This is a genomic window from Celeribacter sp. ULVN23_4, from assembly GCF_054788345.1.
The window spans coordinates 126,740-149,513 of the sequence record NZ_JBTVYO010000008.1 but is presented as its reverse complement, the minus strand read 5'-3'; the positions used below and the strand labels follow the sequence as shown (position 1 = coordinate 149,513).

At 57.1% G+C, this 22,774-nt stretch carries 23 protein-coding genes; 14 read left to right on the top strand and 9 right to left on the bottom strand.

Annotated features, from left to right (window positions below):
• Positions 1-223 precede the first annotated feature (223 nt).
• From ACYBHZ_RS16330 to ACYBHZ_RS16320, 3 genes are read right to left on the bottom strand one after another with little or no spacing between them, the layout of a single operon-like run.
• On the bottom strand, positions 224-922 hold the full coding sequence (locus ACYBHZ_RS16330) for a GntR family transcriptional regulator (protein WP_460275356.1): 699 nt from the start codon (positions 920-922) through the stop codon (positions 224-226).
• Positions 915-2,075, bottom strand: coding sequence for an acetylornithine deacetylase (gene argE, locus ACYBHZ_RS16325; protein ID WP_460275355.1), 1,161 nt, complete (start codon positions 2,073-2,075; stop codon positions 915-917). Before argE ends, ACYBHZ_RS16330 begins: the two co-directional genes overlap by 8 nt.
• Before the next feature lie 2 nt (positions 2,076-2,077).
• Positions 2,078-3,262 (bottom strand): M24 family metallopeptidase, encoded by a 1,185-nt coding sequence (locus ACYBHZ_RS16320; protein ID WP_460275354.1) that lies wholly within the window; start codon positions 3,260-3,262, stop codon positions 2,078-2,080.
• A 181-nt stretch (positions 3,263-3,443) separates the two neighbouring features.
• Here ACYBHZ_RS16320 and ACYBHZ_RS16315 point away from each other — a divergent pair, with 181 nt between their 5' ends.
• The 3 genes from ACYBHZ_RS16315 (at position 3,444) to ACYBHZ_RS16305 (ending at position 5,561) form a co-directional block, all read left to right on the top strand.
• The gene (locus tag ACYBHZ_RS16315) at positions 3,444-3,566 is read left to right on the top strand and encodes a hypothetical protein (RefSeq protein ID WP_460275353.1); all 123 of its coding nucleotides are present in this window, start codon (positions 3,444-3,446) and stop codon (positions 3,564-3,566) included.
• Between the two features lie 71 nt (positions 3,567-3,637).
• Positions 3,638-5,008: an aminotransferase gene (locus ACYBHZ_RS16310; RefSeq protein WP_460275352.1), complete on the top strand. Its 1,371-nt coding sequence runs from the start codon at positions 3,638-3,640 to the stop codon at positions 5,006-5,008.
• 154 nt (positions 5,009-5,162) lie between these two features.
• Positions 5,163-5,561, top strand: coding sequence for a DUF2177 family protein (locus ACYBHZ_RS16305; RefSeq protein WP_460275409.1), 399 nt, complete (start codon positions 5,163-5,165; stop codon positions 5,559-5,561).
• A 10-nt stretch (positions 5,562-5,571) separates the two neighbouring features.
• On the opposite strand, the gene ACYBHZ_RS16300 is transcribed toward ACYBHZ_RS16305, so the two are convergent.
• From ACYBHZ_RS16300 to ACYBHZ_RS16290, 3 genes are read right to left on the bottom strand one after another with little or no spacing between them, the layout of a single operon-like run.
• The gene (locus tag ACYBHZ_RS16300; RefSeq protein ID WP_460275351.1) at positions 5,572-6,306 is read right to left on the bottom strand and encodes an SDR family NAD(P)-dependent oxidoreductase; all 735 of its coding nucleotides are present in this window, start codon (positions 6,304-6,306) and stop codon (positions 5,572-5,574) included.
• Positions 6,307-6,309: 3 nt separating this feature from the next.
• Positions 6,310-6,942, bottom strand: a complete 633-nt coding sequence (locus tag ACYBHZ_RS16295; protein ID WP_460275350.1) for a ChrR family anti-sigma-E factor — start codon at positions 6,940-6,942, stop codon at positions 6,310-6,312.
• The gene (locus tag ACYBHZ_RS16290; RefSeq protein ID WP_460275349.1) at positions 6,939-7,499 is read right to left on the bottom strand and encodes a sigma-70 family RNA polymerase sigma factor; all 561 of its coding nucleotides are present in this window, start codon (positions 7,497-7,499) and stop codon (positions 6,939-6,941) included. Before ACYBHZ_RS16290 ends, ACYBHZ_RS16295 begins: the two co-directional genes overlap by 4 nt.
• 218 nt (positions 7,500-7,717) lie before the next feature.
• Here ACYBHZ_RS16290 and ACYBHZ_RS16285 point away from each other — a divergent pair, with 218 nt between their 5' ends.
• The 3 genes from ACYBHZ_RS16285 to ACYBHZ_RS16275 are packed head-to-tail and all read left to right on the top strand — an operon-like array spanning position 7,718 to position 10,937.
• Positions 7,718-8,998, top strand: coding sequence for an NAD(P)/FAD-dependent oxidoreductase (locus ACYBHZ_RS16285; RefSeq protein WP_460275348.1), 1,281 nt, complete (start codon positions 7,718-7,720; stop codon positions 8,996-8,998).
• Positions 8,995-9,774 carry a DUF1365 domain-containing protein gene (locus ACYBHZ_RS16280; RefSeq protein WP_460275347.1) on the top strand — a complete coding sequence of 260 codons (780 nt, stop codon included), beginning with the start codon at positions 8,995-8,997 and terminating at the stop codon, positions 9,772-9,774. Before ACYBHZ_RS16285 ends, ACYBHZ_RS16280 begins: the two co-directional genes overlap by 4 nt.
• On the top strand, positions 9,771-10,937 hold the full coding sequence (locus tag ACYBHZ_RS16275; protein WP_460275346.1) for a class I SAM-dependent methyltransferase: 1,167 nt from the start codon (positions 9,771-9,773) through the stop codon (positions 10,935-10,937). The genes ACYBHZ_RS16280 and ACYBHZ_RS16275 overlap by 4 nt, the downstream gene beginning before the upstream one ends.
• Positions 10,938-11,003: 66 nt before the next feature.
• Here ACYBHZ_RS16275 and ACYBHZ_RS16270 read toward each other — a convergent pair whose 3' ends face one another.
• Positions 11,004-12,287: a hypothetical protein gene (locus ACYBHZ_RS16270; protein ID WP_460275345.1), complete on the bottom strand. Its 1,284-nt coding sequence runs from the start codon at positions 12,285-12,287 to the stop codon at positions 11,004-11,006.
• 95 nt (positions 12,288-12,382) lie between these two features.
• On the opposite strand from ACYBHZ_RS16270, the gene ACYBHZ_RS16265 reads away from it, so the two are divergent.
• From ACYBHZ_RS16265 to ACYBHZ_RS16245, 5 genes are all read left to right on the top strand, one after another.
• A complete protein-coding gene (locus tag ACYBHZ_RS16265) occupies positions 12,383-14,266 on the top strand; it encodes an ArnT family glycosyltransferase (protein WP_460275344.1) in 1,884 nt (627 codons plus the stop codon).
• A 301-nt stretch (positions 14,267-14,567) separates the two neighbouring features.
• On the top strand, positions 14,568-15,284 hold the full coding sequence (locus ACYBHZ_RS16260) for a response regulator (RefSeq protein ID WP_460275343.1): 717 nt from the start codon (positions 14,568-14,570) through the stop codon (positions 15,282-15,284).
• A gap of 12 nt (positions 15,285-15,296) precedes the next feature.
• Positions 15,297-17,645, top strand: coding sequence for a sensor histidine kinase (locus ACYBHZ_RS16255; RefSeq protein WP_460275342.1), 2,349 nt, complete (start codon positions 15,297-15,299; stop codon positions 17,643-17,645).
• The gene (locus ACYBHZ_RS16250) at positions 17,642-18,100 is read left to right on the top strand and encodes a response regulator (protein ID WP_460275341.1); all 459 of its coding nucleotides are present in this window, start codon (positions 17,642-17,644) and stop codon (positions 18,098-18,100) included. Before ACYBHZ_RS16255 ends, ACYBHZ_RS16250 begins: the two co-directional genes overlap by 4 nt.
• 4 nt (positions 18,101-18,104) lie before the next feature.
• Positions 18,105-19,226 (top strand): sensor histidine kinase, encoded by a 1,122-nt coding sequence (locus tag ACYBHZ_RS16245; RefSeq protein ID WP_460275340.1) that lies wholly within the window; start codon positions 18,105-18,107, stop codon positions 19,224-19,226.
• Positions 19,227-19,509: 283 nt separating this feature from the next.
• Here ACYBHZ_RS16245 and ACYBHZ_RS16240 read toward each other — a convergent pair whose 3' ends face one another.
• On the bottom strand, positions 19,510-19,896 hold the full coding sequence (locus ACYBHZ_RS16240; RefSeq protein WP_460275339.1) for a carboxymuconolactone decarboxylase family protein: 387 nt from the start codon (positions 19,894-19,896) through the stop codon (positions 19,510-19,512).
• A gap of 51 nt (positions 19,897-19,947) precedes the next feature.
• A complete protein-coding gene (locus ACYBHZ_RS16235) occupies positions 19,948-20,253 on the bottom strand; it encodes a DUF1330 domain-containing protein (protein ID WP_460275338.1) in 306 nt (101 codons plus the stop codon).
• Positions 20,254-20,470: 217 nt separating this feature from the next.
• On the opposite strand from ACYBHZ_RS16235, the gene ACYBHZ_RS16230 reads away from it, so the two are divergent.
• Genes ACYBHZ_RS16230 through ACYBHZ_RS16220 form a run of 3 tightly spaced genes read left to right on the top strand, consistent with a single transcriptional unit; the run spans position 20,471 to position 22,774 of the window.
• Complete coding sequence (locus tag ACYBHZ_RS16230; protein ID WP_460275337.1) at positions 20,471-21,073, top strand: amino acid synthesis family protein; 603 nt, start codon at positions 20,471-20,473, stop codon at positions 21,071-21,073.
• Positions 21,045-21,857, top strand: coding sequence for an alpha/beta fold hydrolase (locus tag ACYBHZ_RS16225; RefSeq protein WP_460275336.1), 813 nt, complete (start codon positions 21,045-21,047; stop codon positions 21,855-21,857). Before ACYBHZ_RS16230 ends, ACYBHZ_RS16225 begins: the two co-directional genes overlap by 29 nt.
• Entirely contained in the window at positions 21,854-22,774 is a 921-nt protein-coding gene (locus ACYBHZ_RS16220; RefSeq protein WP_460275335.1) for a flavin reductase, read from the top strand. Before ACYBHZ_RS16225 ends, ACYBHZ_RS16220 begins: the two co-directional genes overlap by 4 nt.

Sequence of the window (22,774 nt, the reverse complement as noted above, 5' to 3'; positions counted from 1 at the left end):
GACGTTCGTCTGTCAGATGTTTCTTCGCGAACTTTGAACGAAACTTAGACCATTTGATTTAATTTTTTCCGCAAACTGTCAACGCTGGCTCGCTCCTGTGTGGTTGTGCCGCGTCTACTTCCTGACTTCCGCCCAAAAATGAGGCTAAGTCTTCGCATCCCACGCAAGAAAAACAACATTCTGTGCTTGGAATGTGTGCGTCCGCCGTCAGTGGTGGTCCCGCTTATTTCTGCATGCGTGCGAAACTCAGCGAGATATGGCCACGCCGCATATGTCCGACCGCGTCCAGGTCGCCAAGTTTCAGAGCGTCGAGGAGGTCGGTCACCTCCCGCGCGTAAATCTCGATCTCTTGCATCAGATCGATGCGCGAGGCGGTGACCTGTTGCAGCCAAATCCGCGCGGTGCGGAAATATAGCCGTTCCGACATCATGCGCAGTGGCTGGTTCTCGGTGAGTTCAAGAAGCGTCAGAAACATGTCCCGATCGAGCATCGAGAATTCCTTGGCCGAGGGAGATGTTTTGAGCGCCTCCGCCCGCGTCAGAAGCGCTTCGATCCGGGAAATCAGATCGGGGGAGGGCGTGCGGGCATCCAGCGAGGTCTGCAGGAGCACCAATTCCTTGCGCAACCGATAAACCTGCGCCAGTTCGGTCATATCCATGTCGGTGACCATCGTGCCGACGCCGTGCACAGAAGTCACCAGCCCCTCGTCCTCAAGCCGTGCCAACACGCGGCGGAGCGGCGTGCGCGAGACGCCGAATTCTGTCGCCAGCTCCGTCTCCGACAGTTTCATCCCTGGCAGATATTCTAACAGGCAAATCCGGCTGCGAATGGCGTCGTGAATTTTATCGAGCCTTTGTCGCGCGTTCAGCGGTTCTTCAGCTGTCAGGGGATCACGCAGCGCGTCGTCAACTGTATCATCCACCGTATATTTCTCCCAACCGATCCAGCATGGCCAAAGACTGCTTGAGCTGATCAAGCGCGATATATTCGTCTGGTTTGTGCGCCTGATCAATAGAGCCGGGGCCACAAATCACGGCCTGCATGCCGATTTGTTGGAACAGGCCCGCTTCGGTGCCGAAGGGCACCACGTCCGCCCGATTGGCCCCGGTCAACCTGAACAGCAGATCGCGCGCGGCGTTCTCATCCATCGGCGTAAGCCCCGCGACCTCGCCGATCACCGCGGTCGAAATCTCGGACTGCGCCGCGACCTTCTGCATGTCCGGCAAAAGCACATCGCCGACATAGGTGGCAACCTCACGTTTTACGAAATCCATGTCGTCCTGCACCACGGGCCGCATTTCCCATTCCAGCACCGCTTTGCCTGCAATCACATTATGCGCATGACCGCCTTTCAGCCCGCCGATGTTGATCGTCGTATAGGGTGGCTCAAAGCGCGAGCCTGCCGGCGTGCGCGCGATCAACGCCTGACGCAGTTCCAGCAACCGGTTGATGTAGCGCGCCGCATATTCTACCGCGTTCACGCCTTTCTCTGGGGCGGAGCTATGCCCCTCAGCGCCGGTAAAGCTTACGGTGTATTCGCAACAGCCCTTGTGCCCCTCGATCACCCGCATCTCGGTTGGCTCCCCGATCAGCGCCATGGCGGGGCGGATGTCCCGTGCCCGCAACACCTCCACAAGATCACGCGCGCCGAGGCAGCCGACTTCTTCGTCATGGGTAAAGGCGAAATGGATCGGGCGCTCTGTCGCGGCGGTTTTGAGCGTGTCCAGCTTGGCGAGGCAGGTGGCGATGAAGCCTTTCATGTCACAGGCGCCACGCCCGTAAAGTTTGCCGTCCCGCTCCACCATCTGAAACGGATCGCTGATCCAAGGCTGATCCGCGACCGGCACCACATCCGTATGCCCGGACAGGGCCAAGCCGCCCGCGCGTTCCGGCCCGAGCGTGGCGAAGAGGTTGGCTTTCTGGCCGCTCTCATCAGACAAGACTTCGACCCGCGCGCCTGCATCTTCCAACCTTTCCGCGATGTATGAGATCGCGGAAAGGTTGCTGTCGGACGAAATCGTCGGAAAAGCGATCAGATCGCCCAGAATATCGCGGCACCGTTCAAGGTCTGACATGATCAGTCCTTCACATAAAGCTTGCGCGGCACGTTGCAGAGCGTCTCTGCCGGGCCGTCTTCGCGGATCAGGATGGTCTCGGTCATTTCCATGCCCCAATCATCCATCCAAAGTCCCGGCATGAAGTGGAATGTCATGCCCGGCTGGAGCACGGTTTCATCGGAGGCGCGCAAGGACACGGTATGCTCGCCCCAATCCGGCGGGTAGGAGAGGCCGACGGCATAGCCGCACCGATCCGTCCGCTCGATCCCCACCTTGATGAGTTCGGCATCCAGCGCTCGGGCAATGTCTCCCGCGCGGTTGCCGGGGCGAGCCTCGTCAATCCCGGCGCTGAGCCCATCCGCCAAGGCCTCGGCGGCGTCGGTCATGAAGCTCGGCGGCTTGCCAAGGAAGAGCGTCCGGCACAGTGGCGCATGGTAGCGGCGGTAGCATCCCGATTGTTCGATGAACGTGGCCTCGCCCTTTTTCAATGCCTCTCCATTCCATGTCAGATGTGGGGCGGAGGCATCTTCGCCCGAGGGCAACATCGGCACGATGGCCGGATAGTCGCCCCAGCTGTCCTCTTCGCCCTGCACAGAGGTCTTGTACAACTCGCCCACCAGATCGTGCTTGCGCATGCCCGGTTCCGCCAGTTCCATCGCGCGGCCGATCACCAGTTCAGAAATCCGCGCTGCGCGGCGCATAAAGGCCAGCTCTTCGTTGGATTTGATCAACCTGTTCCAATTCACCAATGTCGTTGCGTCGACCAGCGTGGCGTTGGGCAGCTCCTTTTCCATCACGGCATAGGCGCGGGCGGTAAAGTAATAGGTCTCCATCTCGACGCCGATGCGCTTGCCGCCATATCCCATGTCCCGAAGGCGCGCGGCGAGGTCTTCCATCGGGTGGATGTCCGTCGCCTGAATATAGCTGTCCGAATAGGAGGTGATGTTCGCGTCTTCCATCCAGACCGTGCGCTTGGCGCCATTGCCATCCATCGCGCGGCCCCACCAGATCGGATCGCCTTCCATCGGAAGGATGACGCCTTGGTGGACGTAAAACGACCAGCCGTCATAGCCCGTGAGCCAGTACTGATTGGAAGGGTTCGTCACGAAGAGGACGTCAATCCCGGCCTCGGCCATGGATGTGCGGGTCAGGCAAATGCGGCGGTCATACTCGGCGCGGGAGAAAGGGGCGTTCTGGATGGGCATGTCGTCCTCTTGTCTTGTGCACAACATTTACGTCTGCGCGGAAGTCTTTTGCGATGACTCACGATAAAGAAGGGTAATGTTCGGGTCTTGGGCTTGACAATTCGCCAGTTTATTTCCTGTTGTATACATCATCTGGGCCAAGCCCATTTGCTGCGTCAATCAAAATCAGCGGGAGCTCCTTATGAAATTTGGCTTAGATCGGATTTTTGATGCGGCTTTGATCACATGCCGCAAAGACAGCGCGCTTTTGGCAATTCTCTCAGCGCGCGGGATGCAGGAATTCATGGACGTGAGAGGCGTCTGACGTGACAGGGCGAGGTGCCCGACAGAAGTCCGACGCAAGTCCGACACAATGCCGACAGAGGAAAACAGCTTATGTTGACGAATGATCAGCTCTCGAAATGGGATCGCGAAAACTTCTTTCACCCGTCCACACATCTGGCCCAACACGCCCGTGGTGAGACGCCGAGCCGGGTGATCAAAACCGCGCATGGGGTGCATATTGTGGACCGTGACGGCACGGAATTGCTCGATGCTTTTGCCGGGCTTTACTGTGTGAACGTGGGTTACGGGCGTCAGGAAATCGCTGAAGCCATCGCCGATCAGGCCCGCGAGCTGGCCTATTACCACGCCTATGTCGGCCACGGCACAGAGGCCTCGATTACGCTCGCGAAAATGGTGCTCGACCGCGCGCCGGATCATATGTCGAAGGTTTATTTCGGCATGTCCGGCTCTGACGCCAATGAAACCAACATCAAACTTATTTGGTATTATAACAATATCTTAGGTCGTTCCGAGAAGAAAAAGATCATCTCGCGCCATCGCGGCTATCACGGTTCCGGTCTGATGACCGGTTCGCTGACTGGGCTTGAGGCCTTCCAGAAGAAATTCGACCTGCCGCTGGACCGCGTGATCCACACAGAAGCGCCGTTCTATTTCCGCCGCGCTGATCTCGACATGTCGGAAGAGGCCTTTGTCGCTGATTGCGTTGCCAAACTCGAAGCGCTGATTGAGGCCGAAGGCGCAGACAGCATCGCGGCCTTTATCGGTGAGCCTGTTCTGGGGACGGGCGGCATCGTCCCGCCGCCTGCGGGCTATTGGGATGCGATCCAGAAGGTGTTGAACAAACACGATATTCTTCTGGTCGCGGACGAGGTCGTCACCGGCTTTGGCCGTCTCGGGACGATGTTTGGCTCCGAGCATTACGGCATGAAGCCTGACCTGATCACCATCGCCAAAGGCCTCACCTCGGCCTATGCGCCGCTCTCTGGGTCCATCGTGTCGGACAAGATGTGGAAGGTGCTGGAGCAGGGCACCGATGAGAACGGTCCCATCGGCCACGGTTGGACCTATTCCGCCCACCCGATCGGCGCGGCGGCGGGTGTTGCGAACCTGAAACTTCTCGATGAACTGGCTCTGATCCAGAACGCGGGCAGTGTCGGTAAATACTTCAACGACGCGATGAAAGATGCGTTGGGCGATCACCCGAATGTCGGCGACATCCGCGGCGAAGGTATGATGTGCGCGGTGGAATTCGTGAAAGACCGCGACAGCCGAACCTTCTTCGATCCGAATGACAAAATCGGCTATGCCTTGGCCGGCGCACTCCTGTGCAACGGCGTTATCGGACGCGCTATGCCGCAGGGCGATATCCTCGGCTTCGCGCCGCCTTTCTGCCTGTCGCAAGAGGATGCAGACAGGGTGGTCGATGCAACGGTGAAGGCCGTGACATCGGTTCTGGGCTGAGCAAAGTCAGTGCGAAAACAAAAGGGTGTGTCTCTGGTTTTAACTGGCGGCGCGCTCTTTTTGCATTCTGATGACCGCTCCAAAAGTGATCCGAAGTGCTGCGGCCCGCGTATCCACTCAGACTGCTGAGAGGAACAGGAGCTACAATCCGATGATGCAAACGGCGCTGCTTTATATCGTGACCACCGTGGTCTTTTTGGGCCTCGATGTCCTAGGCATCCGCTACTTGATCCGCCCGGTTTTCGAGCGCCACGTCGGGCATCTCTTGGCCGAGCCGCTGCGCCTCGGACCTGCCGCCCTGTTTTATCTCGCCTATGTGGCGGGGATTTTGTGGCTGGTCTCCCTCCCTGCTCTGAAATCCGGTGCGCCGATGCAGGCTTTGATTGGCGGGATGGTGCTGGGGCTGATGTGCTACGGTACTTATGAGATGACAAATTACGCCACCTTGGCGGCGTGGTCGTGGAAGCAAGTCATCATCGACAGCCTTTGGGGTACGGCGTTGACGGGCTTTGCTGCATGGGCCGGTGTTGCGGTGCTGAGCCGGTTCGGGTGAGGCCTCAGTCTCAGCCAATCCGCCGGGTGAGGCGGAGCGAGAGCGCATAAGGAAGCGCTCTCAACAGCTTGATGAACAACGTAAAACGGCGCGGGAAATGGATTTCAAACCCGCGCTTTTCCATGCCGTGAAGGACTGCATCTGCGGCCTCTTCGGGAGAGATCGCGGCGGGCATGTCGAAGTCGTTCTTTTCCGTTAGCCGGGTGCGGACAAAGCCCGGACAGACAAGGCGCACGCGCACACGCGGCGCAAGCTCCACCACAAGCGTCTCCGCCAGATTGTTGATCGCGGCCTTGGTCGCGGAATAAGGCTGTCCGCCGGGCAAGCCGAAATACCCTGCGACCGAGCCGAAGAGCACAAGTTGCCCACCGTCTTCAATCAGCGGCGGACAGAGGCGGGCTACATCGAGCATTCCGAGGAGATTGACACGCACCATCGCTTCGGTGCGCTCCGGGTCGAGATCGGCCACGCGGGCCGGATCGTAAAGTGCGGCTGTGCAGATCACGGCGTCAAACGGGCGTTCACTGGCAAGCTTGTCAGTGACGGACACAAGCGTGTCGCGCTCTGCCAGGTCAAGCGGCTCGATCTGCGCGCCGCCGATCTCCTCCGCCAAAGCCTCTAGCGGGGCTCGACTTCGCGCAGACAGCACAAGTTCCGCGCCTTGAGCGGCCAGAGCCCGTGCAAGGCACGCGCCAATCCCGGCGCTGGCGCCGATGATCCAAATGCGTTTTCCCGCGAAAGACATGGCTCAGATCCGGAAAATCGGCTGCAACAGACGCGGCACCATCGAACGGAAACGCAGAGGCGCGTCGGTCGCCGCAAGACAGATACAGGGCGCACCCGCACCCGCGATCGGTTGGTGGTCCAGATCGTCATAGGCGGTCTCAACATCGCCTCGGGCAAAGCTGCCCTCGCTGTCAGAGAAGCTGCCCTGCAACACAAGCGTCAGTTCCAGACCGCCGTGGCTGTGCTCGGGCACGGCTCTTCCGGGGGGGATGTAGAGAAGGCGCAGGGAGCCGGTTTTGTCAGCCGACAGGATTTGCTGCCGGATGCCGCCGCCGAGCATGCGCCAGCGGGGCGGTTGCCCGTCGAGTTCTTCCATCACGGGTGCCGGAAAGACGCCGGAGCCGCGTGTGGGCGCAGGCGGGGGTGGGGTGTCGAGCATGTCCATCAGCCGCGCGCGGGCCCCCGCGCTCATGTCGGATTGCGGCGCGTCTGCAAGCAAAGCGCCCCCGACCATGTTGCTGGCCTCAAGCTCGGCGCGGCATTCATCACAGATGGAGATATGCGCGGCAACGACCACGGCAAAAGCATGGGGCAGGGTTCCCGCACGGTAGGCGTCGAGAACATCATTGGAGATATGGTGTCGGATCTGTGTCATGGTGCGATATCCCTCAGTTCATGTCTGAGGCGTTCAAGCCCAAGCCGGATGCGCGATTTGATCGTGCCAAGCGGCAATCCTTTCAGCGCGCTGATCTGGCTCTGGGAAATGTCATCAAAGTAAGCCGCACGGAGCACGTCGGCTTGGTCGGGGGCGAGGCGATCGAGTGCCTCACTCAGGTGGCGGGATTCTTGTTGAAGCGCGATCACTTGTGTCTGGTCGGGCTCAAGGCTCTCGGGTTCAGGTAGCTCCTCGGGGAGCGACAAGGGCTTGCGTCGGGCGAGGTCGATACGGCGGTTTCGGGCTATGCCGTAAATCCAACCGGCGGCCTCAGCGCGATGCGGATCGAATTGCGCGGCCTTGTTCCAGACGGACAGCATCACGTCCTGAACCACGTCTTCGGCGCTGCCGTCGCGCAGCCCGCCTCGGATCATCATGCCTTTGAGGCGCGGCGCGAAATAGTCGTATAACCGTCCGAAGGCCTCGCGATCCCGGTTGTCCCGGACGGCGATCAGATCTGAGGTCAACTCGGACGGATCGTCCTTCGGTTTTTCCACGTGACCCACCTTTCGCTCGTTCACACGACAGTCTGACGCCGCTGGGCGCTGCGTCAAGAGCGTAGAGCTTTCGCCCTGAGCAGAATGTGTTTCTGTACCTGTCATGCGGAGAGATACGCGCAGCTACGCTCTTCGGATCACTCAAAATTATTTTTTCTCGCGATTGATCCGATTGGTCCTTCGTACCGTATCTCTTTGAAAGCTTAAGAGGAAAGACAATGCCCTTCGATGTTTCCAAAGGTGCGCCGCAGCGCATCGCAATTATTGGCGGCGGGATTTCCGGTCTGGCATCGGCCTGGCTCTTGGGGCGTGACCATCACGTGACGCTTTTTGAGGCGGAGCCACGTCTCGGCGGCCACGCGCGCACGATCACGGCGGGGCGCAACGGAAACCAGCCTGTTGATACAGGATTTATCGTCTTCAATCACGTCAACTACCCGCATCTGACGGGGATGTTTCGCGATCTCGACGTGCCGATCATGAAAAGCGACATGAGCTTTGGCGTCTCCCTGAACAATGGCCGGGTCGAATATGCGCTTCGCACGCTCGGCTCGCTGTTCGGTCAACGCCGAAACATCGTTGATCCGGGGTTCTATAACATGCTCCGTGATATTTTCCGTTTCAACGCGGAGGCCGAGGGGGCCCTTGCCTCTGCGCCGGAGGCAAGCATTGCCGAGTTGATCGCCTCGATGGGCCTCGGGCATCGCTTCCGTGATCACTACCTCTTCCCGTTTTGCGCCGCGATCTGGTCCACGCCGGAAAGCGATATCGGAACCTTCCCGGCCCGCGCTCTTATCCGCTTCATGCGCAATCACGGGTTGATGTCGCATAAGGGGCATTACCAATGGTGGACCGTTGAAGGCGGCTCGATCTCATATGTGACGCGCCTGACGGAAGCGATCAAAGCGCGCGGTGTCGATCTGCGCCCCGGCACGCCGGTGAAGGCCGTCTCCCGGCAAAACGGTGGCGTGTCTGTGCGCGCTTTCGGCGGGGAAGACGAGCTCTTCGATCATGTGATCTTCGCCAGCCATTCCGATCAGGCACTTTCGATGTTGAGCGACGCGGATGAAGAAGAACGCGCGAACCTGTCTGCGATCAAGTTCCAGCCGAACCGCGCCCTGCTTCATGCCGACACGCGCGTCATGCCCCGGCGGCGCAAGTGTTGGAGCTCTTGGGTCAGTCACAACCAGACGGGCAATTCTGTTGGTGTGACCTATTGGATGAACCGCCTGCAGAATATTCCCGAAGACGATCCGATGTTCGTCTCCCTGAACCCCGGTCAGGAGATCGATGAGCGTCTGATTTATGACGAGAAAGTCTTTGATCACCCGTTGTTTGACAGCGCTGCGATCAAGGCGCAGGAGCGGATCGCCGCTCGCCAAGGTCATCGCAACACGTGGTTCACAGGCGCATGGCTGCGCAACGGATTCCATGAGGATGGCTTTGCCTCGGCGCAGCGTGTGGCGCGGCAATTGCTGCCGGTTCAGGTGACGCTATGACCCTCTCGGAGCGCCTGCGTGCGGGGGAGGCGCTGACCATGCCCGCAGCTCTGACCCATGCGCGGCGCGACAGCCTTCGCTATGCCTTCCGCTCTCGTGCAGATTTTGTTCTGCTGTCGCCGGAATGGTGCCATTTGCCGCGTCTGATGGGACGGGGCAGGTTCAACCTGACCGCCTTTCACGATGCCGATCACGGTGGAGAGAGGGGCAAGGGCACGGGCAGCATTTGGGCGTGGCAGCAGCTTAAAAAGCTCGGGATCACGCCGCGCGAGGGGCTGACGCTGGCGCTTCTGACCCAGCCGCGGTTTCTTGGCTATTGGTTCAATCCGGTGAGCTTTTGGTTCATCCTCGAAGGCGACACGCTCCGCGCGGTGATTGCGGAGGTGAACAACACTTTTCGCCAACGTCACAGCTATCTTTTGTCACATCCCGATCTCGCGCCGATCACGGCCACCACGCCGCTCAAGGCGGAGAAAGTCTTTTACGTCTCGCCGTTTCAAGACATCGCGGGCGAGTATCGTTTCAACCTGTCGGTGCGCTCCGACAAAATCGCCATTCGGATCAGCCAAATTGACGGCGATGGCGGCATAGACACCGCCATGTCGGGGCCGCTCAAGCCCCTGACCAACCGAGAAATTCTCAAAAGCGCTCTGCGTCGCCCCGGCGGTGCGCTGAGCGTGGTTGTACAAATTTATTGGCACGCGTTGCGCCTCAAGCTCAAAGGCGCGGCCTACCGCAAACGCCCAACCCCACCCGATGCGGAGATTTCCTCATGACCCTCGCCACCCGTTCCATGAAAAGCCGTTTTCTGACTGCGCTGGAAGGCATCGATTATGGTCGCCTGACCCTGATCACGCCGGAAGGGGAGCAATATCGCTTTGGGTCCGATGGGCCTGAGGTCGATCTGCACATCCGCGATTGGAAGCTCTTGCCGCGTCTCGCGCTCCGAGGCGATGTCGGACTGGGCGAGGGCTGGATTGCCGGGGAATGGCAAAGCTCGCGGCTGGAAGATGTGCTGAAGCTTGCGTTGAAAAACCTCAGTCGTCTGTCGCATTGGGGGGAGCCGGGACGCATTCAGAGCGCGGGGATGCGGCTTGTGGACCGGATCGTGCGGCTCAACAGCTTGCGCGGCTCGGCCCGCAATATCCGAGCGCATTACGATGTCGGCAATGAGTTCTACCAGCTCTGGCTTGACCCCGGCATGACCTATTCCTCGGCGCTTTTTGCCGAAGGCGATGATCTCGAAACCGCACAGGCGCGCAAGAACGCCCGTATCCTGTCACGGCTTTCGCAAGGCGAGAGCCTGTTGGAGATCGGCTGCGGTTGGGGCGGGTTTGCAGAGGCAGCGTCTGATCGCGGCCATCGCGTGACGGGGATCACCCTGTCGCCCTCGCAAAAGGGCTATGCCGATGCCCGGCTCGACGGGCGGGCGGAGATCCGGCTTCAGGATTATCGCGAGGTCACCGGCCAGTTCGACAATATCGTTTCCATCGAAATGATCGAAGCCGTCGGAGAGCGCTACTGGCCCGCCTATTTCGAAACCCTCAAAGCGCGTCTTGCCCCCGGCGGTCGTGCGGTCATTCAGGCGATCACCGTGCCCGATGCGGAGTTCTCGATCTATCGCAACCGGTCCGATTTCATCCGTCAGCACGTCTTCCCCGGCGGTATGCTCCTGTGCAACGCCAGCATGGGCGCGGAGGCCCGCCGCGCTGGGCTTGAGGTCAAGGATAGCTTTGCGTTTGGCAAGGATTACGCTCGCACCTGTCGTATCTGGTCCGAACGGATGATGGCGGAAGAGAAACGCATTCGTCGTCTGGGCTACGATGAAAGCTTCCTGCGCTGTTGGCAGTTTTATCTCGATGGATGCGCGGCGGCGTTCGAGACGGGGCGTTGCGATGTGGTGCAGATCGAGCTTGGGCACCAAGCCGGGCGGGCATGAGGGGGATAGGGCAGGGCGCGTGAGTGCGTCGCCCTTTCATCTCTTTTCGCATGGCCCTCTGGGCTCTCAATTCAGAAGGGATGGAAGAAAGCCATGCAGTGTCACAATCGGATCATGCCGCAGTCCCCAAAGTAATGAACTGCAGAGCCAGAAGGTTTTCTCGCGTGCGGAAATCTGGTGAGAGATCGATAAATCCCCTCGCAGGGCAAGGCCGAGCATCATTGTGGCCGCCACTGTGATTTGGACGGAAAACCAGCGTCCCCAATCGAGGCCGACGGGGTAGAGCAACAGGATCGGTGTCACCGCAATCAGGATCAGGCCGCCAGTCCAAGGGTGCCGGGATATGCTTGTTTTCCAGATGCGCCAAAGTGGTGCGGCTGCGAGGCACCATGCGAGAGGCAGGATCCAAGCCGTCCAACTGCGGTGCAAGGCCTGCCAAACTTTCGCAGAGCCGTTGGTCGGATCAGACAGCCATTTGATTGCCCCGCTGCACAGCACAGGCCCGGATAGCCCCCTTTGCGTCAGGGCGTCGCATATCGGTGTGCTGTCCGCGAGGGAGGCATGTCGAAGCGCATAAATAGTCTCAGCAGAGGCGAGAGCGATTACAAGAATAACGACGGTTATGCCAAGCGGGCGACGCAGGGTTTGGGGCTGAAAAAGCCAAAGGAAGATGAGCCAAGCCGGGAGCAGTAAGATCATGATTTCATGCGCCAGGCCGCCGACGAGCATGATGGCGCCTGACAGGGCGAGACGGCCGGTGTTGCCCCCCGGAAGGGCAAGCCAGATCAGAACTGCAAGTCCAATCATTTCTTTGCGAAGGCTGGAAATTGGGTCGATTGTCCAGAGGATTGCAAAGATGCCGGGGGTGAACATCACGAGCATCATGGTGCTCTCGCTCTGTATATGCAAAAGCCTTGCAAAGCCGATGAAAATGGCAACGAGAAGCATGGCCTGTAGCACAACGACAAGCGAGAGCGGTGAAAGACCAAGCGTGTCCGACGTATGCAGAAGGATTTCTCCGAACCAGCCGCGCCGGATAGGGCCTGCGGCCAAGGAAATCAGCCAGTCCCCTTGCAACCAAGGGTGCCCATCGTTGCGCCAAGTGTTGAATAAAACGAACACTTGTTGTGTAAACCCGGCAGCTAACACCACATATGCGCTCACTTTCCAAACATCAGGGTGAGCTTTGGCGATAGGATTATACAATTTCACAATAGCCTTTAGGGGGATGTCGTCTCTTTGTGAGCCTATGACAGGGGCGATTTGAAGGCAATGTGAAGACGTGAGTGATACTCGAAGGACGCAATGGTTTTGCAATCGGGTTTGTTCCGTGGACGCAGGGTTGCCCAAGCCCGGTCCGGCTCGGCATGGTGTGTGAAAATTGGGAACGACCGCATGTATGGCGCTTTCGTTTCCAATGCAGATAGTCTCGAGGTGAGCCGAAGATGATCCCCATATTGAGCGATAAACCTTTCCGGTATTTTTTATTCGGTATTTTTGTATTCTGGTCTCTTCTGGCGATACTGTCTCCTGCGGTCGTATACACAATTGATGAAATGATCCTCTATGCGGGCCTTGTGGCCTTGGATCAGACCGGCGGGGTCATCATTCAAAACGGGTATGAAGAGTTCGGCAGCGACGCTCTGCGGAACTGGTTCTTCACGAATGGGCCGTCCGGTCTCGCTCAGCAATATCCGAGCGGTTATACTTATATCGCGTATCCCTTATGGAAGGTGGCTGGGATCAGGGGGCTGTTTTTTCTAAATGTTTTGGCCGCCACGGGCGTCGTCTATTTGACTTACGCTATGGCGCGTGTGTTTGCTGATCAAACCGTGGCGCGCTGGTCAGCTGGACTGCTCGCGCTCTCAAGCTTTCTCGTCGATTATGCTGTCGGTATCTGGCCGCATAGTGTTGCGATTTTTTTTGCTTTGCTCGCAATCTACGGTGCTGTGCGTGCCGAGGAAGAAGGTCGGGGGAGGAAATTCGATCTCTGGGCCTTGCTGGGCGGCATTGCGTTCGGGATCGCTTTGAATGTTCGTGTTGACGTTATTTTCATTTTACCAGCGCTTGCGGTTTGGGTCGTTTGGTATGCCGCGCGACCGTATCGGCTGATTGGGTTGGCGCTTTTGGGGATGTTTCCGGGGCTGCTCATAAGCTCGGTTCTGAATTTGATGAAGTTCGGCACGCTTTTGCCTCTTAGCTACGGGCGCGACGGGGGCGGTGGGGGAGACTCTGCAAGCACATATGGCGTGCTGGCCATAGGTCTTGTCCTCTTGTTCGTTCTTGTGGTTCTGCTCAAACACTGGAAATCAGCTCGGCGTCAGATTTTGGTGATTTCTGGTGCCTTGGTCGTTTTTTTGATCGTATTTTTTCCGCCTATGACACAGTTTGCATGGCATGTTCTGCGTGGCATCTATGTGCTTGGGTTTGACTTGCGTAAATATGCGCAGGTCGGAATTGAGCCAGGTATCGTGGATCATGGGCATGGAGTGGTGACCTTCTACGGGGGCTACAAAAAAGCTCTGGTTCAAAGCATGCCGTGGCTTTTCCTCATCTCCTTGGCGTTTGTCGGCAAGCGCGCCACGCACAAGGGGCTGATGCTTGCGGTTTCGATGTGCGTGCTATTCGCGCTGCCCTTCGCCATGCAAGAATGGCATGGCGGCAAATCAAACAGCCTGCGATATTTTCTTATTCTCGTTCCTTTCCTCGCGTTTTTGAGTGCCTGTGGGGCTGTGAGCATCGTCGAAAGAACCGGGAAGTCGATACAGGCATTCGCTATAATCGCGTTGTCTGCATTGCTGTGTTATCAAGCTTTTGCGTCTTTCTCTCCCTCGGTGGCGCAGGTTTTGTTTCAATATATCTTGCCTGATTGGCTTTTCATGATCGGGCTGTTGATGGCGTTCACGTTTATGGTGACGCAGAGGGATGTTTTACGTAGGACAATGCTTGCTCTGGGAGCGGTTTCGATGAGCCTGTCTCTCTATTTGGCCTACGTGACAGATATAGAGCAGAGCAAGAAGACACGGCTTTGGTTTCACGAATACACGAAGCTATATCGGGAGATTCCGCCGAAAACTGTACTCTATAGTTCGCACGCAGGTGGCGCTTTCGAGCTGTTTTCACGACCCGATGTTCTGGTTGCCCGGCCACGTCGGGATGGTTTCATTGACCCGGACCTCATAAAGCAAGCTTTGAAAGCGGGCTATTGGATCGCTGTTGATGATGAAACGATCCAGAAATACATCGTCGATACATATCCCGAAGTCGAGAATCGCGCCCTTACAGCGCCTGCTTCACATAAACGCGGAGAGTTGTTTCGGCTTCCATAGTGTCGTCGGTGCTCTCATCATCAGACATCTTGATTGGATGGGCCGAAGTTTGCTCTGCTTGAATATAATTAAGACTTTATAGAGTGTCGCTCGGCTTAACGTGTTCTTAGAAGTTTGCGCCGCAGGGTGAGCCCGAAGCGACGTAAAACGGCATCCTGCACGCCACCACCCCGCCATCCTATGGCCTGCCTACCTCGTGAAAGACACCTCGTGAGAGACTGGGAAACGGAGAGATGTCTTTGCTTCCGGAGGCGTGCTTCCTGTGCCTTAGAGCCGTCTATCGACAAGGAGTGAAACGGCAATGAATGAAGTGACGAAGCATTTTGTTTCGAACCTGCAGGCGGTCGATGAGACTGAGCGGTTGTTGAATATTCTCTTCCTCGATGATCAGGATGCAGATCGCGTGCGCCTCATCCGCATGTGTAAGAACGCCGGTTTGAAATTCCAGCCATTCGAAGCTTCGGATCTGACGCAGTTTTCTCACATGCTCAACGGGCAGAGCATGGATATAGTTTTTCTGGACTATTATCTCGATATGGACACGGGGCTAGATGCCCTGAAGCTCCTAGTCGCTCATGAAGAACAGACGCAGAGCATTCCGATCATGGTGACGAGTGTTGATCGGCATGACGTGGCGGTTGAGGCGATGCGAAATGGGTGTGCGGATTACATCACGAAAGAAGAACTGAGTGCTGAAGCGGTCCGGAAGGCGGTCAGCTCTGCGTTCGAGCGCCGTGTGCTGATCGCGGCGATTGGACAGTCGCTCACGTCCCGTGCTGCTATTCGCATGTCGATGGTGCGTGTGGCCAAAACTTGCAGTCCCGAAATGCGTTCCGCTTTGGCCGGAACCCTGCGCTACGTGCGCGGGCTGCGCAATGCGCCTGATCTGAGCGAGCATATCGCCAATAATCTCACAACTCTGGAGCAGTCCTTCTCTGATATCTACGGCTTTCTGGATGAAATCGACGCATTGCTAGAAAGTACCCCAAGAAGGCAGAGGTCGGATCAAAACGACTAGGGGATGCGCTTGATGAAATCTCTTGTGTCCGCGAACAGACGCTGCCCCTGGCTCACGCCGCGTGCCAAGCTGGTTTCCGTGGTTGTGCTCGTCACTTTGATCTCGGTTGTGACACTGTCCATGGTGCACTTTCTGTCAACGCGTGTGAGAGAGCAGCAGGTTGCGATCAACCACCTAGATATGGTGGCGCAACGATACTCCGAGAGCATTCAGGGAATATTTGGAGAAATGACGGAGGATGCCGCACTACTGGCTGAAATTCCACCGATTCAAGGCATTATCAGAGCGAGCGAAGAGAAGAGCGGACGTGATCTTGAAGACGGATCAAGTCTTGAGCAGTGGCGCAATCGGCTGGAAACGATTTTTACGAGCCTGCTCATCACGCGCCCACATTATTCGCAATTACGATTTATCGGTCGCGCCGATCATTGGCGCGAACTTGTGCGGGTAAACCAGACCGAGATGGGCCGTGAAAAAGTCGGCGTCAGGGATTTGCAGCAAAAAGGGGACGAACCTTATCTGCGCAGCCTTTCGACAAAGACCTCAATGACAACGCCTTATTTCTCAGAGGTGACCTTGAACCGTGAGCATAGAAAGGTTGAAGGCGCGGCAACCATTCGCATTGTCGTCCCGGTGCTTGATGAAGGCGGAGAGATCTTCGGCGCCATTGTCATCAATGCCGATTTCGCCTCTTTACTCCATCACGCGGCACCGAATGTCATTGACGGAATTCGCGCTACGGCGGTGACAAGCGCACTCGACTATATGACCTTTTCAGCGCAGTCGAAGGCCCCCGAACTTGTGTTCCATGCGGATGCAACTTGGGTGAACCGATCAAGTTTCGCCTTCCTATTTCAACAGGCGAAGCACAACCAGATTATCTTTGTCGAGGAGGAGGCTGAAACCAGAGCTGATGGGTATGGTGAAGAGTTGGCGATTTATATTCATGAAGTGGAGGCTGCCTCGGCGGATCATCCTTTTGCGCTGTATCTGATAACAGAAATGCATAAGTCGGATCTCTTCGCTGAGGTGAAAAAACGTCTTGAAAAAGACCTGTTTCTATCGGTTCTGCTGATCCTGCTGTCTTTTCTTCTCGCTTTGGGGGTTGGAAACCATCTGACCCGGCCTTTGAGCGAGTTGCATAAGTTTATCACGGCGCGCCATGAGGGAGCGGGGTTGAGTGCGCAGACGATAAGACCGTGTGACGAGGTCGGGGAGTTGGCGGCCGCGTTTAGCAACATGTCTGATGAGTTGATGCGTGAGACCCAGCGGGTGCATGCGATGTTTTCGGCTGTAGGCAATGCTGTGGTTGTTATCGATGAAAACGGTATCATCGAAGAGTTCAATCCCGCTGCTGAAGAGATTTTTGGCTATAGGCAAGACGAGGTCGTTGGGCAAAATGTCGGGCGCTTGATGCCAAAAGAGATCGCGAAAGCGCATCAGAGCTATATTGCGAATCTTGGCAAATCGAGCCGAAAGATGGGCGCGGATCGCGAAATCGTCGGTGTGCGCAAGGATGGTCGCCTTGTCCCGCTTGAAATTTCCGTCAGTGGCGTGAGCTATTCGGGCAGCCACCATATGATCGGTTTTGTTCGCGATATTACCGACAGAAAAGCTGCAGAAACACGCGTGCAGGATTTGATCGCAGCTCTGGAGCGCTCCAACGAAGAATTGGACCAATTCGCCTATGTCGCGTCTCACGATCTCAAAGCGCCCCTGCGCGTCATCGACAATGCGTCTCAATGGCTTGAAGAAGATTTGGAGGAATACCTGACGGAAGACACGCGCGAGAGCATGGCCTTGTTGCGTAGCCGTGTCGGGAGGATGGAGCGTTTGTTGGATGATTTGCTGGCGCATTCCCGGATCGGGCGCGTCCCGACGAAAACAGATGAGATCAGAGGGGATTGGCTGCTTGACGGCATCAAAGAGCTTTTGGACATGCCGGAGGGCTTTTCTCTCCACGTCTCGGAGGCATTTGCGAACATAGATGTTTTGCGTATGCCGCTTGAGCCCGTGTTGTTGAACCTGATCAGCAACGCCATCAAACATCATGACCGTGTACAGGGGCGTGTTGAGATTGATGTTGTCGAGACAGACACAGAATATGAGTTCGTAATCACAGATGATGGGCCGGGCATTCCGCCAAAGTACCATCAAAAAGTGTTTGAGCTGTTCCAAACGCTCAAACCAAGAGATCAGATTGAAGCAAGCGGAATGGGGCTCGCCATGGTTCGCAAATACGTTGATCTCGTGGGGGGGCGTATTCACATTTTATCCGGAGACGGGCGCGGAACCACGTTTCGGCTGTCTTGGCCAAAGGGACCTGCCGACGCACAAAATATGCGGAAACTCGCATCATGAAACAGGATGTGAAAAAACTCTTCGGCGGTCCGCCAAGTATTATCTTGGTTGAGGATGATGATGGCGATGCGAAGGCTCTCACGCGAGCCTTTGCCAAGGCTGGCGTCAAGAACCAGATCATACGTGTCTGGGATGGGGCTGAAGCCCTTGATTTTCTGCGAGGCGAAAACAGTACGCCGCCTGCGTGCTATGTCGTGCTGTTGGATATCAATATGCCGCGGATGAGCGGACATGAATTCATACGCGAACTTCGCAAGGATCCGCTTTTAAGGGCGTCGACGGTTTTTGTTATGTCCACGTCGAACGACAGACGCGACAAGATTGCCGCCTACCGAGGAAATGTTGCTGGATACATACTCAAGACCAAGACCAGCGACGATCTCATGAATGTGGTTGAGCTTTTGGAGCGTTATTTGCGTGTGGTCCAATTGCCAGATCTTTCCAGTGTAGAGTAGTCCAATGAAACATGTGCGGGTTTTGATCGTCGATGACGATGAAGGGGATCGAAAGCAACTTAAGCGTCTCCTGTCCAAGGTGGAATTCGATGTTTCCGTTCATGAAGCCTGTTGTGCGGAGGAGAGTTTCGCGCTTGATTTGCATGAGGTTGACGCCGTGTTTCTGGATTATCTATTTCCCGGAGACACGGGCCTAGGCCGTCTTGGGCATTATCGGGCCAGATGGCCGCGGGCTGCACTGTTTTTTATGACCGGCCAAGGGGATGAGGATCTGGCCAAAACCTCAATCAAGTTTGGAGCAACGGATTATATCGCCAAATGCGCCCTGACAGAGAAAGCCGTTCAGAGAATGATGGATACAGGCTTGGCACAAGCGGAGGCACAGTGGAGAATAGAGGAGCAACGTCTTGATTTGGCGACGTTTTCCGAGGTGTTGGTGCATGATTTCAAAGCGCCTATCCGGGCGGCTTCTTATTTGTCTGAGCAAATTGAGGAAGATTTAACCGGCGGGGATATCGACGCCGCCGTTGAGGGGTTGCGACTTCTAAGGGCCTCAGCGGAGCAAATGCAGGATATGATCCAGAGTCTTGCGGATCACGTCCGTCTGGATCGGGATGTCGAATGTTTGGACGTCACGGCAGAGGAACTTTGCCGTCGTGCGCTTCTTGCGTTGGATCGCGAAATCGTGGTGACGGGGGCCAAGGTTGCAATGAATGTGTCTGAAGCCGCATTGCCGTTTCTGTGTCGCCCGTTGCAACTTGTTCAAGTTTTGCAAAACCTTATTGCCAATGCCTTGAAATACAATGGGAATAGGCCGCCTGATATTCGGATTTCTGCACGGTTTGATGATGCGGGGAATGTGAGATTTGAAGTGAGGGATAAAGGCACGGGAGTGCCGAAGGATCAAATTGAACGCATTTTCGAACCATTCAAACGCGGCCCGGAGACGAGGCAACTCGCTGGTACGGGGCTAGGGCTTGCGACATGCCGCAAGATAATTGCTCGCCATAATGGAAAAATCTGGTGCAGTTCTGAGCCCGGCGAAGGGGCAACCTTTGGGTTTCTTATCCCTTCAGCGCAAAGACAATCTGATCGCGATATGTCTGTGACTTGTTTAGACACGTAATTCGGCGTGTTGTGTTGGGAAGGCTGGGTTTTCATGGTGCAGGACCCATTGGGTCTGCACCAAGAGAGGAAGACGTTTTGCCGTTTCCCGTTGCGAAGGTTTGCAGCACAGAGCTATCCATGTGCCGTGCTCTTATTGCCTTCTGCCATTCAGGTCAGGGGGCGTTGACGTTGCCATATAGATGCCCCTCAGGGCGATCTCATGAGGCAGGTCGGCTGCGCGAGCCCGTAAAGGGACACCCGTTCCTCTATTCCTTCTATGGGGCGGCGTGTGAGCTGCCGTGTCAGAGGCCTTCTTCTTCGACCACTTTGCGGGCGACGCGGAAGCATTCAACGGCTTGCGGCACGCCGCAGTAGATGCCGATCACATGGATGATCGCACGCAGCTCTTCCTTGGTGACGCCATTGTTGATCGCGCCGCGGCAGTGCAGCTCCCATTCATGCATTTTACCAAGCGCGCCGATCATCGACAGGTTCATCATGGAGCGTGTTTTAGCCGGGATGACCTCATCGCCCCAGCCAAAGCCCCAGCACCATGCGGTCATGGCCTCTTGGAACGGGCGGGTGAAGTCATCGGCGGCAGCCAGATTCTTGTCCACATATTCCGCCCCAAGCGTGCCTTTGCGTTGCGCAAGGCCTTTCAGGAACAGGTCTTCATCAAAAACGCTCATCTTGTCGTCCTTTCTCAGATGTCTTGTCTGGTCTCGTATCGGGCGCGTGTCTCAGGCGGACGCAACGCCATCGGTGATCATGATGTTGGCGAGGCAAGCGCCACTGCGTTTGGCGCGGGCCTGCCGGTATTCGTCGGAATGGTAACAGGCCAGAGCGGTGTCTCTGTCCTTGAACTCGATGACAACATTGCGCTCCCACGCTTCGCCTTCAAGCGTCACGGTCTCGCTGCCCTGCGCCAAAAAGCGCGCGCCGAATTTGGCGAAGGCAGCGGGGGCGAGGGATTGATAGCCCTTGTAGCGCGCCGCGTCGGTCACGGTCACATGGGCGATCCAATAGGCTTTGGGCGGGGTCAGCATGGTGAGGCTCCTGACTGGGCGAGCGATTCCGAGGCGGTTGTGCCAAACTGCCTGCGGGAGCGTCGAAGTTGGTGAAAATTTAATCTGATCTCTTGCCGTTCAGCGCGTTTCCCGTGTCTTCAGGCGGATCTCAGAGGAAATTTTCAGTTCGGTATTGACTGATGGTATTATGGTATACCAACGTGTAGGGCAAGAACTTTGCTATAAGGACAACGCAATGCCCGCACAGATACGCAAGACGCTGCTGCACGTCGAAGACACTTTGATTGAAGGTGGTAAGGTGGCCGAAAAGCCGCTCAAAATGATCGCGGCGATGGCCGTGATTCAGAATCCGTGGGCGGGGCAGGGCTTTGTCGAAGATCTGAAGCCGATGATTCATGATCAGGCACCGGGACTTGGTAAACTGCTGACCGACATGATCCTCGAAGCTGCCGGTGGTGGCGACAAGGTCGAAGGCTACGGTAAAGCGGCCATCGTTGGTCTGAATGGCGAAGTCGAACATGCCTCCGCTCTGATCCACACGCTGCGGTTCGGCAATCACTACCGCGAGGCGGTGGGCGCGAAGTCCTACCTGTCCTTCTGCAACACCCGTGGTCCGGCCAATGCGCCGCTTCTGATCCCGCTGATGGACAAGAACGACGGCGGCCGCCGGTCTCACTACCTGACGATCCAGACCTCCGTCTGTGACGCCCCTGCGCCGGATGAGATTCTTATCGCGCTCGGTGCTTCCATCGGCGGTCGTCCGCATCACCGCATCGGTGATCGTTATCAGGATTTGAAGGATCTCGGACATGACGTCGACAATCCAGCAGCCGTTTAAATCCGGCGCGCGGTTTGCCTATCGGGAAGCGGGACGGGGAGAACCTGTTCTGCTGATCCACGGCGTCGGTATGCAGTCCGAAGCCTGGATGCCACAGATCGAAGCGCTGTCGAAAACCCATCATGTGATCGCGGTCGATATGCCCGGCCACGGGCAAAGTGATCCGCTGCCGGTCGGCAGCATGCTCCAGGATTTCGTGGCTTGGCTCGACAAGGTCATCCGCACGCTTGGGCTTGAGAAGGTCAATCTCGCGGGCCATTCCATGGGCGCGTTGATCTCCGGCGGATATGCGGCGACGCATCCGAACCATGTGCTGCGCGTTGCGCTTTTGAATGGCGTCTATTGCCGAAGTCCAGAGGCGCGGGCCGCCGTTGAGGGGCGTGCGGATGAAATTCGTGCTGGCAAAATCGATCTCGAAACGCCGCTCACCCGTTGGTTTGCCGACACGGAGGCCGATAAAACCGCCCGCGCCCAAGCCGCGAAATGGCTCAGCGCGGTCGATATTTCGGGCTATGCGACCGCCTATACGGCATTTTCGCGCGGCGATCGCACCTATGCGGCCCTGTTCGACAACATCTCCTGTCCGTTTCTGGCGCTCACTGGCGATGGCGACCCGAATTCAACGCCGGATATGGCCCGTGCGATGGCCGCTGCGGCGCAGGACGGCGAGGCTGTGGTTCTCGAAGGTCAACGCCATATGGTCAATCTGACGGTCCCAGATGTGGTCAACCGCCAACTACAAGACTGGCTCAAACGTCCAGTGAAATCGAAGGAATTGCAATGAGCACTCTGGACCCCCGCGCCCTGCGCACCGCTTTCGGCGCTTTCATGACCGGTGTCACCGTCGTCACGGCCAAAGACGCGTCGGGGGCTCCGCTCGGCTTTACCGCCAATTCTTTTACCTCCGTCTCTCTCGACCCGCCGCTCGTGCTTGTCTGCTTGGCGAACAGCTCTGTGAACTACGATGCAATGGTCGGGGCGAAAGGGTTTGCGATCAACGTGCTCTCCGAAGGGCAAACGGAGATTTCCAACACCTTTGCGCGTCCGGTCGAGGATCGGTTTGCTGCGGTCAAATGGAAAGACGGCCCGCATGGCGCACCGGTGTTCGAAGGCGTCAGCGCGTGGTTTGACTGTTCGATGCACAAGACCGTCGAAGCGGGCGATCATGTCATTCTGATCGGTCAGGTTGAAGCCTTTGAAACCTCCGAACATGCTGGCCTCGGCTATGCGCGCGGCGCGTATTTCACGCCTGCGGCGGCGACAGAGGCCTTGGCGACGGGGCCCAATCTGGTGGTCTCAGCCCTGATTGAGCGTGACGGCGAATTGCTTTTGCTCGACGACGGGCGCGGCGGGGCGGCTTTGCCGGAAATCATGGTGCGCCCGGACGAGGGCACCTCCGGCGCGCTCAAGCGTCTGATCGAGACCACAGGACTGACCGCAGAGCCGGGTTTTGTCTATTCGGTCTTTGAGGATGTTGACCGCAAGCGTCAACATATCTCGGTTCTCTGCCATGCCGCCGAAGGCCAGCCCTCGCGCGGGACGTTTGTGCCAATCGGACCTGCTGCGCTCGATGATGTGGCCGATCCGTCGGTCCTGTCGATGCTCGAACGCTATGTGGTCGAAAGTCAGCTCGGAAACTACGGAATTTACTACGGAAACCAAAAAAGCGGCGCAGTGAAGCCGCTGCATTCAGGGAGTTAA